Annotated in this window: 13 protein-coding genes, 2 tRNA genes and 1 rRNA gene; 6 read left to right on the top strand and 10 right to left on the bottom strand. The window is 48.2% G+C overall.

Annotated features, from left to right (window positions below; translation table 11 throughout):
- The 4 genes from HYX48_07330 to HYX48_07345 all read left to right on the top strand — a co-directional run.
- Nucleotides 1-64: ribosomal RNA gene (locus tag HYX48_07330) — 16S ribosomal RNA — on the top strand; the annotation flags it as partial.
- A 97-nt stretch (nucleotides 65-161) separates the two neighbouring features.
- Nucleotides 162-234: transfer RNA gene (locus HYX48_07335), tRNA-Ala, on the top strand.
- 12 nt (nucleotides 235-246) lie between these two features.
- A tRNA-Ile gene (locus HYX48_07340) sits at nucleotides 247-320 on the top strand.
- A 243-nt stretch (nucleotides 321-563) separates the two neighbouring features.
- The gene (locus HYX48_07345) at nucleotides 564-1025 is read left to right on the top strand and encodes a hypothetical protein (GenBank protein MBI2743712.1); all 462 of its coding nucleotides are present in this window, start codon (nucleotides 564-566) and stop codon (nucleotides 1023-1025) included.
- A 6-nt stretch (nucleotides 1026-1031) separates the two neighbouring features.
- Here HYX48_07345 and HYX48_07350 read toward each other — a convergent pair whose 3' ends face one another.
- The 9 genes from HYX48_07350 to HYX48_07390 form a co-directional block, all read right to left on the bottom strand.
- Nucleotides 1032-2612: a hypothetical protein gene (locus HYX48_07350; protein MBI2743713.1), complete on the bottom strand. Its 1581-nt coding sequence runs from the start codon at nucleotides 2610-2612 to the stop codon at nucleotides 1032-1034.
- Entirely contained in the window at nucleotides 2612-4000 is a 1389-nt protein-coding gene (locus tag HYX48_07355) for a hypothetical protein (GenBank protein ID MBI2743714.1), read from the bottom strand. The genes HYX48_07350 and HYX48_07355 overlap by 1 nt, the downstream gene beginning before the upstream one ends.
- 25 nt (nucleotides 4001-4025) lie before the next feature.
- Nucleotides 4026-5318, bottom strand: coding sequence for a hypothetical protein (locus HYX48_07360; GenBank protein ID MBI2743715.1), 1293 nt, complete (start codon nucleotides 5316-5318; stop codon nucleotides 4026-4028).
- A 59-nt stretch (nucleotides 5319-5377) separates the two neighbouring features.
- A complete protein-coding gene (locus HYX48_07365) occupies nucleotides 5378-7096 on the bottom strand; it encodes a hypothetical protein (GenBank protein MBI2743716.1) in 1719 nt (572 codons plus the stop codon).
- Nucleotides 7093-8025 carry a hypothetical protein gene (locus HYX48_07370; GenBank protein ID MBI2743717.1) on the bottom strand — a complete coding sequence of 311 codons (933 nt, stop codon included), beginning with the start codon at nucleotides 8023-8025 and terminating at the stop codon, nucleotides 7093-7095. Before HYX48_07370 ends, HYX48_07365 begins: the two co-directional genes overlap by 4 nt.
- A gap of 15 nt (nucleotides 8026-8040) precedes the next feature.
- Nucleotides 8041-9375, bottom strand: a complete 1335-nt coding sequence (locus tag HYX48_07375; GenBank protein MBI2743718.1) for a hypothetical protein — start codon at nucleotides 9373-9375, stop codon at nucleotides 8041-8043.
- Nucleotides 9376-9499: 124 nt separating this feature from the next.
- The gene (locus HYX48_07380; GenBank protein MBI2743719.1) at nucleotides 9500-10771 is read right to left on the bottom strand and encodes a hypothetical protein; all 1272 of its coding nucleotides are present in this window, start codon (nucleotides 10769-10771) and stop codon (nucleotides 9500-9502) included.
- 124 nt (nucleotides 10772-10895) lie between these two features.
- On the bottom strand, nucleotides 10896-12185 hold the full coding sequence (locus HYX48_07385; protein MBI2743720.1) for a hypothetical protein: 1290 nt from the start codon (nucleotides 12183-12185) through the stop codon (nucleotides 10896-10898).
- A gap of 91 nt (nucleotides 12186-12276) precedes the next feature.
- Nucleotides 12277-13197 carry a DMT family transporter gene (locus tag HYX48_07390; protein MBI2743721.1) on the bottom strand — a complete coding sequence of 307 codons (921 nt, stop codon included), beginning with the start codon at nucleotides 13195-13197 and terminating at the stop codon, nucleotides 12277-12279.
- 89 nt (nucleotides 13198-13286) lie between these two features.
- Here HYX48_07390 and HYX48_07395 point away from each other — a divergent pair, with 89 nt between their 5' ends.
- Both HYX48_07395 and HYX48_07400 read left to right on the top strand, forming a co-directional pair.
- Nucleotides 13287-14330 carry a malate dehydrogenase gene (locus HYX48_07395; GenBank protein MBI2743722.1) on the top strand — a complete coding sequence of 348 codons (1044 nt, stop codon included), beginning with the start codon at nucleotides 13287-13289 and terminating at the stop codon, nucleotides 14328-14330.
- A 9-nt stretch (nucleotides 14331-14339) separates the two neighbouring features.
- Nucleotides 14340-15503: a citrate (Si)-synthase gene (locus HYX48_07400; GenBank protein MBI2743723.1), complete on the top strand. Its 1164-nt coding sequence runs from the start codon at nucleotides 14340-14342 to the stop codon at nucleotides 15501-15503.
- Nucleotides 15504-15970: 467 nt separating this feature from the next.
- Here the strand turns inward: HYX48_07400 and HYX48_07405 are convergent, their stop codons facing one another.
- Entirely contained in the window at nucleotides 15971-16741 is a 771-nt protein-coding gene (locus tag HYX48_07405; protein ID MBI2743724.1) for a hypothetical protein, read from the bottom strand.
- Between the last annotated feature and the right edge of the window lie 26 nt (nucleotides 16742-16767).

Consider the following 16767-nt stretch of genomic DNA (forward strand, 5'->3'; position numbering starts at 1 on the left):
ATGACTGGGATGAAGTCGTAACAAGGTAGCCCTACCGGAAGGTGGGGCTGGATCACCTCCTTTAAGAGATAACAGGTCTACCTGTATTTCTAGGTTGAGACAAGCTTCTCTCACTTCACGTCGCTTCTACTCTGCTGTCAAGACGCAGAACATCTTTTTTTGGGGGCTTAGCTCAGTTGGTAGAGCATCAGATTTGCATTCTGAGGGTCAGGAGTTCGAATCTCCTAGCCTCCAAATTTTTCTCTCGCGGTTATAGCTCAGTTGGTTAGAGCGCGACACTGATAATGTCGAGGTCCCAAGTTCAAATCTTGGTAACCGCAACGCCCGCTCTAAGAATATGGACGAAATGGACAAGCGAACAAGAAAGAGGTAATCTTCTTTCCCTCCCTCTTTAGCGCGTGTCCTTTTTGTCCTTTTCCCGTCCGTTCTTTGTCCGTTAATGTCCATTTCTTCTCCGAGCGCTCTTCTCCGCACTCTTTTTATGCTAAAAAATATTTTAGATTGAGAGATTTCACGCATCAGCAGTATCTTCCAATTTTTTCTTACCCTAAATGGAGATGCATATGCGAGCTCACTTTTCCTCTTCACGCAGCGAATCAATGGCAGCTTTTGAGATAGCGGTAAACCCGCAGCATTGGCAGGCAGCTGTTGAAAAAGAGCTTCCTACAATGGAGAAAGCGGCACAGATGGAGAGTCGCATCCGCGATCTAGATCTCACAGCAGCATCTGAGATGAGGGCCCCTATCGCAGAAAATATTTTTGGAATTGCAAAAAGCTCGGCAGAAAAGACGAAAAGCTTCATCACAGGCCGCACCCACCTAACAGCTGCACACCACCTCGACTCCTCTATTGTCTCAACAAGTGAAAGAAAGCTAAAAGAGGTATCTAGGTCCACTCAAGCTGCGGCTCAGGCAGCCCTTTCACGCTCTAGCATAGAAGCGAAAGTGCTTGCGGGGAGAAGCTCTCTGGAAGTGCCGGCTGGCACTAGAGAGCTCGATAACCTCTTTGCGCGAGCGCATGGATAGTGCAGGCTAAGAAGACTTCGATTCGGCTTTGCGCTCTTCTTTTTTTGGCATGTCGCCATATGCGCGATGCAACTCTCGTGTAAGCTCTGCTAGAAATTTTGGTTCCAATACTGCCACCCTGCCCGCCGTTTCGGGAACACCCGGAAGAGGCCCGAGCAGGGTTTTTGCAAAAATCGATATGCGCTTTTTATTCAAAAGAGAGAAGAGTTCTGGCATGTGATCGGGGTTGTAGGTCTCGCCAGGAACAATGAGCATTTTTCTTATTACAGCCTGTTCATCTCGCGTATAGTTTTTCTCATGCTTTTTTAAGGCGAACTCAGAGAGGGCATAGAAGAGGAAGAGGATTCCTTCTCCAGAGCAGCTATCGACGATTTTCTGAATAGCTACCGTCTTGTCCCAGGAAGGAGTAGCAGCTGAAGCGATAAGAAGCATTGAAAATTTCTCATAGATCTTTGCGCACTCATTGGGAAACGCCCTGGCCTCTCCCATCTCATTCCATAACTCCCTACACTCTTGATCGTCAGCAAGCTGATTAAAAAACCCCTGGAGAATTTCCGCAAGTGCCACTACTCTCTGTTTAAAGCGTGGTAGAGCGTCTATCTCTTCTTTCGCTTTTTCTGCGAGCTGCGATTTTGATATGTAGTTGTAGTAGCCTGACAAGGCCGCAAGAGATCCTGCTGAGAGGGAGTGAGTTGCAGAAATCCATGCAGATTCATTGAGCTTGAGTTGCTCTAGATCCTCACTCTCTTTTTTAGGATGACGAAGGATACCTAAGTTGAGTAGCTGTTCATTCATCACATTGTCGACAAGTTGCGCGAGGGATCTATGTGGGACTACTCTGGTTAAGAGGCCAGGGCCTGTTTCTGCTTCACAGAGTCGCTGCACTTGCAAAGTATGGTAAACGGATAGAAAGGTAGTAACGGTCTGATTTTGAGGAGTGTCAAGTCCAAAAACCCATGAGGTGTCATCGTGCTTTAGGAGTTTTCGATGAGCGCTTTCTGCGGCCCCATCGCGAACGACACTGGCCTTTAACAGTGCGAACCTTTTTTGGCTTGCTAACATAGAAAGAGTGTTGTGCAGAAGGTTCGCGGCTTTTGTGACCACTCCATGCTCTTTTCCTATAAGAACTAGCCTTCTACCCCCAACCGTCGCATGTTGAATGTTATTTAGCTCTTCCGGGCTGCACTTTGCCGTTTGTGCCACCTGACACACCCCGAAAAATTCTGGCATCTCAGCTTTTAACACACTCTTATCGACAGTGGAGTTTAGTAGAGTAGTTGCCAAAACATTTGGCGGAAATTCGCAGCCTTTCTGCGTGCCCGAGATGTTTAGATCCCCATAAAATTGAACGAAAACGTTTTCGATTTTTTCGCTAAGATTAGTTGGATCTGCACCTGCGCAGAGCGCCGATACCCTTTCTTGAATCGCGCTTGGAACAAGCCACTTATTATAGGTCTTTCCAAGTTCAGATTTGAAAAATTTATCGATGCTCTCAGAGGGCTTAGCCCCGGAGGCAGCACCAATTACCGCCTGCATGGCTTCTCGAACGAGTTGTCTAGTTTCTAGCGGAAGAGAAGTTGTGGTCATCAGCTTTTGGACCCCGCGTTCTTTGCGGCCTCAGCCTTAGCAATTTCAGTTAGGAGAAGAGCTTGAACGGCGGGATGCATGAATGTTTTTTTAGGAGCAGCGGCAGCGCCAGCGGATGAGGCCGCTTTTCCGTCTCCCTTCGATTCAGCTTTCGATTCTACTTTAGACTCTAGCTTTGGTTTGGGGCTGTTCCACTCATCAAACTCTCCTTCCAGAACCCTGCCCATGGCTTTTTTCAAAGAAGAAAAATGATCTCTTCCCACGACTGTTATTCTGAAGAGATTTGGCTCTACAGCCGGACTTAGAAAGCTTTTTGCCATCTCTTCCGGTCTTCGCTCTTCTTGCATAGCGGAGCATAGTTGTCGAAAAGAGAGCGTGGGATTATTAAGAAAATTTTTGAACGCCTCGAGCTCATCTTTAGTAAAGGCTTCTCCATATGTTTTGATTGAAAATTCGAATAGGGCGCGTAAGAGTTTTATAGCAACCTTGTTGGAGAGGTCTAACTCGGGAATGTCGCTCGGAGATTTGATTTTCTTTAGGTAGCCATCGAGTTGAAAATAGACGCGAAAGATCTCGAGATTAAAAAACTCATTTTCGAGATTAGGGAGCATCTCCCATAGCTTTCGACACTCTGCATTCAGATAGAGCTGTTGAAAGAAGACGCGAGATAGGTCCACTAATGTGAAAGCAGAAGGTTCCTGGTTCGAATGACAGACAGCTTCGAAGTAGGTGGTACAGAAAACTTCCACACACTTTCTTACAGGAGATTCGAGCCCAAAAAGGTAGGCGTCTTTTTCTAAGCCCATGAATACCCTAGCTCGCTCTTCACTTTCAGGATTGCGAGCCCATGTTTGAAGGAAAACAGCATGTGTCTTATCTCTAGCTGTGCCTTCGAGAATTTGGACCATTTTTGTAGATTTATCGTCTAAATTTTTTGCGACGATTACTACATTGAATCTCCCTGCTCTGAGTGGCACGATGGTTTTTATCGCCTCATTATCCAAGCCACACTTCCGGGCGATATTAATTGCTGCTCTATAGACATCCCAGCTGCACTCTTTCATGCTTCGAATAAGAGTCGGCAGTTTAATTTTTCCAGGATAGTACCTCTGAAAGACAAGCCCGATTTTTCTGGCGAAGAATATTGGCACGCTGTGGTCGCAAGATTTGCAGATGTCTAGGAGCTCTCGCTGCATCTTTTGAGGAAGATAGTGACAGCGCATGGTTCCTGTTGCCATCCTTTGAAAGCCGAATAACTTCTGGAGTCCTGTATACGGGTCAGCGTCGCTTGTTGCGGCAATGACTGCCTTCATTTTGGACTGCTCAGTCACATGGAATTTGGTCAGAAAATCTTCGACGGAGATCTCATTAACAGCTGTTGTTGTCATCACTACTCCAAAAAATTATTATTGTTTAGCTTGTGCTTGGCTCTGCAGCGCCAGCGGATGAGGCCGCTTTTGCGTCTCCCTTCGATTCAGCCTTTGACTCTACTTTGGACTCTAGCTTTGGTTTGGGATTGTTCCATGCATTGAACTGCTCTTCCAGAACCTTTTCTATACCCCTTTTAACTGTGGAGAGGTACCCAGCTTTTATAAGAGCTATTCTCTGGATGTTAAGTTCTACGGTGGCGTTGAGTAGATTTCTTGCAAGCTCATCCGATTTTCGACTGGTATCTAAAGTGCAGTACATCTCTCTTATTGCCAAGGTAGGGGTCTTAAGAAAATCGCAAAAGTCTTGAAGCTCATCTGGAGGAAGCTCTCTTCTGTATTTTTGGATCGCAGCCTCAAATAGCGAGCGAAGAAGTTCTACTCCATTAGCTGAGCTAAAATCTAGCGGATCGATATCGCTGGACTTACTCGATTTTTTCACTAGAGCATCGCACTGCTGGTAAATAGCAAAGCACTCATTTGAGGCGGGCTTAAACCCATCCCATACCGCGCGAAAGTCTCGATTTGAGTAGAGCAGCTCGAAAAATGCTCTGGATAGTCCGGACGGTTTCAAATTAGCGGGCATTTTATTCTTGAGACAAAGGGCTTCAAAGTAGAGCGTTTGAAAGAACTCGAGGCACTGTCTTTGTGGAGATTCAAGGCCAAAAAGGAGGTCATCTTTTTTAAGGCCAACACCGGCTCTAGCTCTTCCTTCAGACGCAGCCTCCATAGGAAGATTTTGCATGAAGACAGCACATGCCATCGTCGAAGGAAGTCTCTTAATGACTGAAGTCAATCTCAGGGATCTCTCATCACTCTCATGGGCAAGGAGAACCACTTTAACTCTTCCAGCCATCAAAGGGATAATACTCGCTTGAACGTCCTGTACGAGGAATCCCCACTTTCGAGCGTGAGAAAGAACAGCTTCATAAGCTGGCCAGCTGCACTTGTTTACTTTTTGGACGAGGGTTGGCAGCTTAATCTTGTCGCCATAATATTTCTGGAAGACAAGCCCAATTTTTCTGGAGAAAAATGTCGGTATACTGCGGTCGCAAGACTTGCAGAGGTCTAGAAGCTCTCGCTGCATCTTTTGAGGAAGATAGTGGCAGCGCATGGTGCCTGTTGCAATTTTTTGAAAGTCGAATAACTTCTGGAGTCCTGTATGCGGATCGGAACCCTTAGTCGCGGCAATGACTGCCTTCATTTTGGACTGCTCAGTTATACGGAATTTGGCCAGAAACTCTTCGACAGAGATCTCATCAATAGCTGTTGTTGTCATCACTACTCCCGAAAGTTATTATTGTTGTCCTGTGTTTGGCTCTGCAGCTGGAATTGCGGTCATGATTTGCGCTCGGATTTTCTTTCTGTTCCTTCTCGACTAGCAAGAGCTGCAGCGCGCTCTTGAATCGCATTTTGTATGTGCCTTGAACGGCCCAAATCCATGAGTACAATATGGACCGGTTTTTGACGTGCATCGGCCAGATCTTTAACGATGAGTCTAGCAGAACATTCGTCTCGTTGTTTTTGGATGCAGGAGATAAAGTCTTTAGCCAGTACGGCCTTCCAATCTCGTGCTTTTGGTGCCTGCCACTGTTGCAATATAGTTAATACCTTTGGAGGGCATCTGCTCTCATACCGTTTCGAGGTAAGATCGCACAGGGTGCCTAGGAACTCCTCCCACTCTTCAGCGGTGTGTTTTGAAATCTCTTCTGCTAAAGCATCTTCTTTAATGCTAGTGTGATCGATCTCTAGGGTGCGAATAAAATTATAGATCGTTTGGTCTACACAGGAGATAATAAAGGGCCCTGTTTTGATGGGGTAGTTGCGTCTAACCTCGTGATACAGGTCATTATCAAGTAGCTCTCGGCAGAAGCGAGAGAGAATAGAAAAAAGAATATATTCGCGATTTTTGCTCGCATTAACAAGGTTGGCATAGGTTCCAAAGACTAGAGCAGCCCATCGATCTTCCGGATCTGCTATTCCGAAGATCCGGTCATCCATATCTTCAACGCCGTAGGTAGTTTGTAGCCCACCTTCTCGCCGCGAGTTTAAGACCAGATTTTCATCGAAAAGCATCCATCCATTTTTCTGTGATGTTTGGTAAAAACTGATTCGAAGAGCGCACTCTCTCGGGCCGCGGGGATTTAGCGCCACGAGGATGATTCTCTGGCTATTTTGCTGCACGAAAACTGGACGCATGAGATGGCCATCTGAAGACCTTCCCAGCATCTCTTTTACAATCGTATATTCGGGCCACTCTTCCGGCTTTGTTGCGATGAGCGGAGGTGTCGCAGGAGCAATGAGTTGAATTCCAGCACCGAAAGCTGGAAGAGTTCGAGCTTGAGTGCTTTGCAGAAGAGGCCTTGCGCTAGCGCGTTTCGGAGACGGCGCGCTCGGTCTACTTGAGGCAGCGGGCAGAGAGATTTGAGCTTGAGGAGGCGGCGGCGCTGCTCTTCCTGCACCTGCAGCTCCTGCTCCCGCACCATGCATGCTTCTGCTCTGTTGGCTAGAAGAGACGTAGAGTAAACCAAGGCCTGCGCCTTGATCTGCTGAAGGCGCTCCTGGTCTACTTGAGGCAGCAGGCAGGGAGATTTGAGCTTGAGGAGGCGGCAGCGCTGCTCTTCCTGCAGCTGCAGCTCCTGCTCCCGCATCATGCAGGCTTCTGCTCTGTTGACTAGAAGAGACGAAGCCAACTCGCGCTCGAGGTAGTAACCCAAGGCCTGCGCTTTCAACTGGCGAAGAGGCTCTATTTTGTAAAGAAGGTTTAGCTGTTAGAGTGGGTAGAGAGAGAGCTCCTCTTTGAAAGATGTGTGATAAATCTCCATAGTGGGGTTCTAAAACTCTCTGAAGTCCAACGCGGAGATCTTCCTGCGCAGTTGTTTGGCACAGATCTCGTATCCCAACTCCAATTTGTGAAGGTAAAGAGACAATATGTTCTGACACATACTCTTGAAGAGCTTGCGACGGATTTCTCTTGTATGTGCAAGCGATAAGAGCCTGTATATGTGCGTGATTTTCGGAAGTCTGAAGGCGAGAAACAGTGCCGGTAGAGGTCATGATCTACCCTCAGACTTTCTTTCCAGCCCCAACCCGCTCGAGACGTTCTCTTGAGAGTCGAGTTGTAAGATGCGGTATTGGATCGCCTTTACCACGGCTTCTAGACGATCTTTACTTATTATGACGACTGCTACCGGCTGCCTGTGTACAGGCGCAAGATCTCTAACTAGATGTGCAGCAATACGCTCACTCATCTGGCTCTTATCCTGGATCGACTGCTCATCAATAACGGTAGCCTGCTTTCTAGTGACCATGCCGTTGATAAAGGCGCGTAGCTTTGTGGCAGCTTCGCCATCTTCACCATTTAATGGTAAAAAGAGCGCTCTCTGTCCAGTTGCTTCAATCTGTACGGGCCGGAGAGATAGTTTAAGGCCCAATCCCAGCGCGACAGACTTCACAGCCGCATGTACGGGCCATCTTTGCTCAGGCACCATCTGCGGAGCAGCACCTCTTGCCGCAGGTAGTTTTGGCACTGCAGATGGCTTTGCTACTCCCGCTCCCGCGGCTCCTGCTGCCGATCCCGCTGATCTCCCTGCCGGCGCGGCAGGTATAGCGCTCTGCTGCTGTACAGCTCTTTGCATAACGGGTAGCTTTAATGCTGCTTGTCTAAAAGCGGGTCCAGCGGCTCTAGCTTGCGTCGGCCTGCGAGGAACCTTGCATCCAAACTTTGCGAACATGATTCTCTCAATCACATCCTTAAGATCGCCATAATATGTGGTTAATACAGAGTAGATCTGCTTTCTGCTCTCTGCTGGAGTCTCTCCTTTCCTTCTGCATAGCGCAAGAAGCTGCTTGGTGAGCGCAGGAGGCAGCTCTGCAAGATGTGCCGTTGTGTACTCATAGAGTTTTACAATAGGTTTGCTCTCCAGAGAGCATCTAACGAGCTCATCGACAGGAGACTTTGCATAGCGTACGGGAAGTGTTGTCATAATAACCTTTTATTTTTAAGAAGTTGTTTTGGTCTCGTCCTTGGACTCTGCTTTAGTCTCAACCTGACTTGTTTCGTCTTTCTGCTGCAACTTGAGCTGAGATACGCGGCGATGAATCGCCTCTAATACGGAGTCAACGTTTCGTTGAATTAAGACGACGAGTGTTCGTTCGGATGTGTAAGCGGGTCTAAGATCCGGGACGAGGAGGCAAGCTACATGCTCAAGCATCTGCTTCTGTGCGATTTCTAGGAAATTCCGGAACTTATCTGCCTTCCCGTGCTTAGAAGAGAGCCCTTCTCGAGCCGCTTTGTGTGCCTCATAAGAGAATCTGCCGCCGAATTTTTTCACCGCAGAATCTGCAAGCCTCTCCATAAAATCGACTAGATCTGGAATGGAGTGTTTATCTACCTCTTCATACACTATTTTTAGTCGCTGATGACTCGGTATATTGTGCACATTATCTTGCATCTTTTTAATACACATGTAGATAGATCGATCTACTGAGATATCGCTCTGCATTAATACTTCAGCCTGCAGCTCGAGATATTCGGTGTTGTTGAATAACGTGTTAAGAAAGCGGGCCACGTGTTGGAGGAGGCCAGAACCAATTAGTGTATCGGGTGTTAGCATACGAGGATTGGCAATATCAAATAGCCTCACGTAGTGGTAGACGACATGTTCTACCCAGGCCTCTTGAGGATGCTGTAAATCAAAAATGATCTCTTGGTTTTTCTCGCTGGCCATCTTCTGGGCAAAGGCGCGAAACTCACTAACGGCTGCATAGTCGCTTCCATCGTCTATTGAGAAGAAGGATATGCATCGTCTGGTTGCTTCAATCTCAAAAGGTCTGCTTTGCAGTCTAAGACCCAACGTATGCGCCATAGACGGTAGATTCTGAGCCTCTTTCTGCAGGGCGCCGCTTACCGCAGGTAGTTTTGGGACTTCTGATGGTTTTGCTGCTTCTGCTGCGGGCTCTACCGAAGATTTTGCTTCGAGGGCGGCTGGCGCGGTGCTCTGCGGCTGGGGTGCTATTTGTGGAAAAACGGGTCCAGGAGCTCTAGCCTGTGCTGGCGGGTGAGAAATCATGCGTCCAAGCGCTGCTCGAATGATTTTAACATTTTTACGATCAACACAGTGCGTCGTAAGCAGCGCCTGGATCTTTTTTCTTGTTTCTGTTGCCGAGTTATTTTGTTCTCTGCACAGAGCGAGAAGTTGTTTTGTGAATGCAAGAGGTAGATCGCCGAGATGCTTCATGGTGTACTTAAAGAGTTTTTCAAGGGGCTGGCTATCCAGGGAGTATCTATATAGAGCATCGGCATGAGATTTTGAGACGACGGAGAGTGTTGTCATAATAACCTTTTATTTAAAAAGAGATCTATTTTACTAATTTTAGTAATTAAAATGAATAAAATAGATCTGAAGGAAAAATTATGAAATTCAAAAAAGTAGAGCTGCAACTTTTAAGTTGAGTTCCCTAGCTCGCTTTGCTGTCGGCCTTGGACTCTGCTTTGGACTCTACTTTGGATTCTGCAGCTTCGGGAGCGCGCAGGAGTTTCAGAACAGGGTCTAGATGCTTTCTGCCCATAACAACCACCCTTGTAATGGAAAGAGGAATCTCTCGAAGAGCTCCGTCTGCAAGGGAGCGCAGAGCCTTTGCAAAGAAAATATTTCGTCTTTCCAAGAGAAGCAGAGAGTCAAAGGCTTCGTATAACTCTCTTGATTTGGGCTCACTCAATAAATTGTTTATTACAGCGAGCTCTTTCGTAGAGTAGATCGATGCGTGTTTTTTCACTAAAGCTATAACCAGCTGAAGTGCAAACTCTCTCACATCTTTGGGAGAGAAGAACTTGATGCCTACTAGTAGTGCCGCGAGACTCTTTTTAAAAGCTGCTTCGTCCTGGAGGCCTAGGCGAGCGGCTTGAAAAAATACCTTGGAGAGAGGCGTATCCATACCGTGGATCACACCCAATAAATCTACAAGCTCTGGTGTATCGTAACTAACATTGAGCAAAAGCACAGAGAAGAAGTCTCTAACTACCTCTTGAACTGCTGAGGAGTAGGTGAAAAGAGGCAGGTTCTCAACAACGAAGGAGCCTGTATGCAGATGGATGCAATGGAATATAAGTTTTGAAATAGGTTTGTGAACAGGCTCATCCAACCCGAAGATCCAGCTGTCTGCTTTCACACCATTTTTTTCTCTAAACTGCTTTTCATAAATAGTGCTACGGCAGAGGCTTTCACTGATATCGACCAGTGATGTTGATCTTAATGCGAGAGCCTTAACCATTACCTCAAATTTTTCATGAGACTCCGTTCCGTGTACCTCTCCAACCAGAACAAATGGCTGCCCGCGAATCTCATGAAAGTGAATGTTTCTTAAAGCTTCGGGATCGAAACCCGCATCGCGTGCTATTTTCTTTATCAGATTTAGCACGATTTCTCCTCTGGCATATCTATTGAAAGCCTCTGCAATTCTAGTTTTCAGCTCATCCGGTTTTGAAGATTTGCAGATTTCAATGATCTCGTTTTGTAGATCTTTCGGAAGGTAGCGCTCTCTTCGGCCTCTTCGCCCAAGCTCTTGAACTTCAAACAGCGCTGCGACCGACGTGTGGGGCTCTTTTGCTCCTGTTGTCACTTCGACCACAGTTTTATATACAGCTTGCCGAGTCAGTTTCATGGGAAACAGAGCGGCATACTCCTCCATCGAATACTCTTTAACAGAAGACGTTGCAGAAGCGGTTGTCATAGGCGAAGATCTCCAAAAAGTGCGGACAGCTTACCACCCAGAAGAGTTATAATTAATTAAATTAATCTTTTATGGAGTGCGGCGACCCGGCGCCGCTCTTCTCGAGATCGACCAGGCGATCTCTCTACGCTTTGCCGTCGCCCTTGGACTCTGCTTTGGATTCAGTCTTAGATGCAGCCTTGGACTCTGCTGAAGAAGAGCCTTTTATCATATTGATGATTCCTTTTACGTGGTCATATCCCACTGTAACTACTCGGACCTTGTCGGAAGGGACCGGCAGCTCAGATGAGCAGAGCACCTTTGCAAAGTGAGCATCTCTTTTGCGACGAGCAACAAGATCAGCAAATTTTTCAAAATAATCATGATATGTTTTGGTAAAGACACCGCATTGGAGAAAGCCCCACATTGCCCAGTACTCATCCCTTGTGAAGTGTTGTCGATACTTATCAAGGGCGAAAGAGGTGAGTTTTTTCAGCAGCTCTGTTACCTCTTTGTGTGAATGGTTCCCTTCAAATTTCTCTAGAAGCGCTATCTGTCTGGCAACGTTTGCAAGAAAAAGCTGATTTTTAATGCTGTCGATCTTGCTGTAGATTGGGCATTCAGAAGAAATCGATTTTCCTTCCTCTTTTCCAAACTCTTCCCATAATCTGATAAAGAATGGGTCGGTTGCTAAGAGGTCAAAAATTGATGCTAGAGAATCGAATGGTGAGGAAGAGGGGCTTATCTTCCCTGCCTCTGACGACTCAGCCGTATATTTAACGAGCTGCGCCAAACAGCAAGTGACAGGATCTTCTAAACCAAATAGCCAGAGATCTCCACGGTCTAAACACTTTCTGAAGTGCGTTTCATGCAGCGGGTCGCGCGCTACACCTTCACGTATAAGGACAACATCTCGTTGTAACATGGAAGCAAATATTGTCGCAGATAATTGAGTGTGACGCATCTCTTCATGCGTTTCTCCCACCAGTATAAAGCGTTTGCCATTGATGATAACCGGTACGAGATCGCTCAACTCTTTTTCATTCAAGCCAGCTTTTTTTGCATTCAGAAGAAGTGTTCGATACTCTCTCCAATTGCAACTTGTAACCACTTCAATCTGATCGCCAGCTTTTGCAGTTAAGGCCTCTTTTGCGGGAGCCGCGGCTTCAGGAGCAGCCTCTAAAACTTTTGCGCCGTAATACTCTTCGAATTTCGTCTTAACTTTTGCTTGTAGGTCGCTTAGATCGCCATTGAAGAGATCGACGATCCTGCTTTGCAGGAAGATAGGCAGATACGACTGTCCGTCGTCTGTTGCCTTTTTTAAGAGCGCTTCTAACTTAGCTTTTGGCGCCTCGTCTGCTGCCACTTCTAAAACCGCACTCAATTTAACTTGTACGGCTCTAATATCGAGTCTAACTTGTGATATGGATGTCATAAAGCTCCGTTATTTTAAAAAATAATAGAGACAATTGTAATCTATTGAAGCGTTTTTGTAATTAACTAAAAAAAGCCGCAAGAGGCAGAGGTTAAGCTGTTTGGGTATAGCCCTGTTTGAGCTCAGCTTGATAGACGAGAAAGAGGCCGACGGAGACGACGGCTGTAGAGAGGAAGATCGTCCAGGAGATAGGCTCTCCGAAGAAGATGGAAGCGGTGAGTGAGGCGAAGATGGGGCTTAAGAGACCTACGAAAGAGAGGAAGGTCGCTGTGAAGCGCTTTAGGAGGTAGCCGTAGAGGTTGTAGCAGAGAAGGTTGGAGATAACGGTCATCGCAAGAGTGGTTTTTAGGAATACGCTTGTGCCGCCCTCTGCAATCGGAAGGGGAGTCCAGCTATCTGTGAAGAGGGAGTGAACGAGCGCGATTCCTCCGCCGAGGAGCATGCTTGTTCCGTTGGCCATAAGAGGAGAGACGGCCGAATCTTTAACGACGAGTCTAAGCAGGACCCAGCCGTAGACGGAGCAGAGAGCAGCGCCCATGATGGCAAGGGTTGGCCAGGAGAAGAAGGCGAAGGCGTTCAAGAGATCTTCAGCACCTGTTTGCGAGAGAAGAACGGGAAGAAACCCGACAAAGCCGATGAGGAGGCCGAGCCATTTGGTGCGGTTCATCTTCTCTTTAAAGTGGATATAAGAGAAGAGGGCGGCAAAGAAGGGGGAGAGGCTATAGAGGAAGCAGGTCTTTGCGGCTGAGAGGTACTGGAGGCCCCAGAATTCTAAAATATTTGTTAGATAGATGCTAAAGAAGGCGAGGATCGAGAGGGAGAGTAGCTGTTTGAGGGTTATCTTTAGCGATGTGCGCTTAGCGATAGCAAGATATGCCAGAATCAGCACGCCTGCAAGAGCCATTCTGAACCCCGTGAGGAAGATCGGCGGCGAGTGCTGGAGAGCCACTTTTCCCAGGGAAAAGACGCTCGACCAGGTGGCGTACATGAAGACGACTAGGATAATTGACATATAGGTATAGATGATACCACGTCTTGCTGCTAAAGATCAATTTTTAAAAAAGCATACTGAAATTTTTTCTTTGCATTTCCTTGCGAAATATGAGGGGCATTCCTAGAATCCGGAATATAGCGGAGATACTCATAGTGAAACCTTTAAAGCGAATTGCAGTCACAGGCGGGGCGGGGCAGATCGCCTATAGCCTACTCTTTAGAATCGCCTCGGGAGAGGTCTTTGGTGCGGATCAGCCGATCGCACTTCATATCTTGGAAATAGAGAGCTCAATACCGGCGCTTCAGGGCGTGGTGATGGAGCTTGAGGATTGCGCCTTTCCTCTTTTGAAAGAGATCAACATCGGCAGCGATCCCTTCAAAGTTTTCGAAGGGGTAAACTGCGCTCTTCTCGTCGGTGCGAAGCCCCGCGGCCCTGGGATGGAGAGAAAGGACCTTCTCAACGAGAATGGCAAAATTTTTATTAGCCAGGGCAAGGCTTTAAATGATGTAGCAGCAAAAGATCTCGTCGTGCTCGTCGTGGGAAACCCATGCAATACTAACTGCCTGATCACACTTAAGAACGCCCCAAAAAAGGATTCAACACGCTTTTTTGCAATGACCGTGCTCGATCAGAATAGAGCAACAGCGATGCTGGCAAAAAAGGCAGGGGTCGGTGTGGATGCGGTTGAGCGTGTGACCATCTGGGGGAACCATTCAGCAACTCAGGTCCCAGATTTTGTACACGCCACTATTTCAGGCAAACCCGCTACTGAAGTGATTAAAGATCGGAAGTGGCTCGACCAGGAGTTCATCCCAAGAGTGCAGAAGCGAGGCGCCGAAGTGATTGCAGCGCGCGGCAAATCGTCGGCTGCATCTGCGGCAAATGCGATTCTAGATACCGTGCGTCTGCTCTACCGTCCCACACCTAAAGGTCTCTGGTTTTCTGCAGCATTTCTCTCAGATGGCAACACCTACGGGGTGAAAGAGGGGCTCGTCTTCTCCTTCCCATGCAGATCTCTTGGAGAAGGCCGCGTAGAGATCGTTAAAGATCTCGCTTGGGACTCTCTTCTGAAAGAGAGAATCGCACTCACAGAAAAAGAACTGCTCGAAGAGCGCGAGCTTGTAATGCCGCTCCTCCTTCAAGGAAAATAGAGGCCAAAAATGTCTGAAGAAGTTCTCTTTCAAGTTACAAAAGATAAGCTGGAGACTGGGCTCCGGGGAGTGCCAGTAGGCTACTGCACCACATCTCACGTCGATCCTGAAAAGGGGCTCTTCTACATCGACAAGCGAGTCGCAGAGGTCGCCTCTTGGGAGCCGCAGAGAGTGATCTATCTTCTCTACTACGGACGCGAGGGCTCAGAGAAAGAGGTCGCAGACTTCTCGGCAGACTTGCAAAAACGAGCGACCTGCTCCAAAGAGGTCATTCAGCACATCTACGCTCTTCCTCGCAAAGGGCATCCGATGGAGATCTTCTCTTGCGCACTCCAGATTCTAGGAATGTTTGAGAGCGCAGGGGACTACCGTCAAGACTGCCTCAACCTAATTGCAAAAGCACCACACCTCGTTGCAGCTGTAATTAACCACCATGCGGGCTGGGGAGAGACTCCTACCCCTCAGAGCAATCTGGGCTACATGGAGAATTTCACCCAGATGGTGCGCGCTCCTAAAGCCAATGCAAAAGAGCTTCTCAATCCCTTCAAACTCTTCAACATCCTCCACTACGACCATGGAGGTGGAAACCTCTCTACATTTGTGGGCAAGGCCGTCGCTTCAAGTCTGGAAGATATGTATGGGTCGATCTCGTCGGCGATGTGCGCCTTAGCTGGTCCTCGCCACGGAAGAGCCAATCAGGACTGCCTCGAGTTCGTTCAGCTCGTGCTCAAGGAGCTCGGCGAGAATGCAACTGCAAAGCAGGTTGAGAACCTCATTCGTCAGCGCCTGGAGAAGAACCAGCTCGTATTCGGCTTCGGACACGCAGTCCTGCGCGTTGAAGATGCAAGAGCCACCGTCTTCTACGAGTACGCCCAGAAGCACTTCTCGAGCCATCCACTCGTCAAGATCGCGCTTCTTCTGCGCACAGAAGGGTCGAAGGTCCTCGCAGAGAATCCCAAGATCTCAGATCCCCACCCAAACGTCGATGCCATGTCAGGTACAGTCCTTACCGCAGCCGGCTTCCCCTATCCAGAATACTACACCGTTCTCTTCGGCCTCTCCCGCATCGTCGGCATCGCCATCCAGATCGTCTACGAGCGCTGCGAAGCCCGCGGCGGCAAGGGCACCCCCATCGTCCGCCCCAAATACCTCTACAAGCCCCGCTCCCCCTAAACCTAACGCGTAGTTTTCCCAAGCGAAAACTACGCAATGTTTTTACGTTTGTAATTAGTTGAATAGACATGTCGGGTAGGCCAGGAGAAAGCTACGCTTTCGCTCGGGGCCTCCCTGCGACCCTCTTGCGCTGCATACGAAAGAAGGGGATCGGGCACCGGCACGGGCACGCACACGTTCACGAAAGAAAGGCGGGAGAGGAGAATCGGGCACGCTCTTCTTTTTTCCCTCTTCCGTGTCCCCTCCCTTTCTTTCTTTCGTGAACTTGCCCGTGTGCGTGCCCGCGCCCGATCTTCTCTCTCCTCTCATTATCTACAACTGCGACTGGACGCGAAAGGGACCCGCGCTGGCAAGCGTGGGATGAGCGCCTCGAGCAGCCTACCCGACATGTCTCTTCAGACAATTACAAACTTAAAAAACAAGAAGCGTAATTTTTCGCTAAGAAAAAATACGCTTTTTTGTGTGTATTAGAAGGGTTCGAGGTAGGTGCTGACGCGGTTGAGCCAGCCTTTGAGCCATTGGGCTTCGCGGCGGTCGGGGGGAGAGTTCTGGACGCGCTGGGTGAGGAGCTCTTTGGCGGCAGCGGCAAAGTCTGCGACGACGTTTTTGGAGGAGGGAGGGATCTTCTGGAGGACCTGAAGGAGTCCCCAGCCTTGCTGGTTATATCTTTCGGCAGGGGAGACTCCGGAGCCTTTAAAATTTAGATAGTCGATGAGTGCGTAGAGGCCTTTGGGTGTTTGAGCGAGGCGTTTGAAGGTCGCAGTTACCTGCGCTCTTTCGCTCTCGGGGAGGCACTCGACCATCTGCGGGAAGGTCTTTTCTAAGCGATTTGCAATAAAGATGGCTTGGAGGTCCTTAGTCTCTACAAGAAGCTGGCGAAGCTCTAGCATCTCGGGGCTTTTGAGGTTGAGGTAGAACTCTTCGCGGCTATGCCATGGACAGCCTTGAGCTTTTTCGACCCAAGCGGGGATAACAACTCCTTGGCTGATTAAAAACTTTAGAAGCTCGGGGAAGGTCTCTTCAAAGCGCTCCTTCTTTCCGACGGGATACCAGATGAAGTGGCCGATACCAAAAGAGCCGAAATTTTCGCCCTTTTTCCAGCTGGTGAGCCCATCGACCTTTCCTCCGCACTCGTTCATCCAGATCTTCTCTGCGATCTTGTTTGCAGATTCAGGTGGAACCGTGAATGAAAGTAGGCTTGAACAGAGCAGAACTGCTGACGCGAAATAGCTTCTCATAAAACACCCTCGTTACTACCATTCTG

This window comes from Chlamydiales bacterium, from assembly GCA_016185065.1.
Lineage (GTDB): Bacteria > Chlamydiota > Chlamydiia > Chlamydiales > Rhabdochlamydiaceae.

Coding starts and splice junctions, on each gene's coding strand:
- HYX48_07345 (MBI2743712.1), top strand. CDS start 564: ATGCGAGCTCACTTTTCCTCTTCACGCAGCGAATCAATGGCAGCTTTT.
- HYX48_07350 (MBI2743713.1), bottom strand. CDS start 2,612: ATGACCACAACTTCTCTTCCGCTAGAAACTAGACAACTCGTTCGAGAA.
- HYX48_07355 (MBI2743714.1), bottom strand. CDS start 4,000: ATGACAACAACAGCTGTTAATGAGATCTCCGTCGAAGATTTTCTGACC.
- HYX48_07360 (MBI2743715.1), bottom strand. CDS start 5,318: ATGACAACAACAGCTATTGATGAGATCTCTGTCGAAGAGTTTCTGGCC.
- HYX48_07365 (MBI2743716.1), bottom strand. CDS start 7,096: ATGACCTCTACCGGCACTGTTTCTCGCCTTCAGACTTCCGAAAATCAC.
- HYX48_07370 (MBI2743717.1), bottom strand. CDS start 8,025: ATGACAACACTTCCCGTACGCTATGCAAAGTCTCCTGTCGATGAGCTC.
- HYX48_07375 (MBI2743718.1), bottom strand. CDS start 9,375: ATGACAACACTCTCCGTCGTCTCAAAATCTCATGCCGATGCTCTATAT.
- HYX48_07380 (MBI2743719.1), bottom strand. CDS start 10,771: ATGACAACCGCTTCTGCAACGTCTTCTGTTAAAGAGTATTCGATGGAG.
- HYX48_07385 (MBI2743720.1), bottom strand. CDS start 12,185: ATGACATCCATATCACAAGTTAGACTCGATATTAGAGCCGTACAAGTT.
- HYX48_07390 (MBI2743721.1), bottom strand. CDS start 13,197: ATGTCAATTATCCTAGTCGTCTTCATGTACGCCACCTGGTCGAGCGTC.
- HYX48_07395 (MBI2743722.1), top strand. CDS start 13,287: ATGAGGGGCATTCCTAGAATCCGGAATATAGCGGAGATACTCATAGTG.
- HYX48_07400 (MBI2743723.1), top strand. CDS start 14,340: ATGTCTGAAGAAGTTCTCTTTCAAGTTACAAAAGATAAGCTGGAGACT.
- HYX48_07405 (MBI2743724.1), bottom strand. CDS start 16,741: ATGAGAAGCTATTTCGCGTCAGCAGTTCTGCTCTGTTCAAGCCTACTT.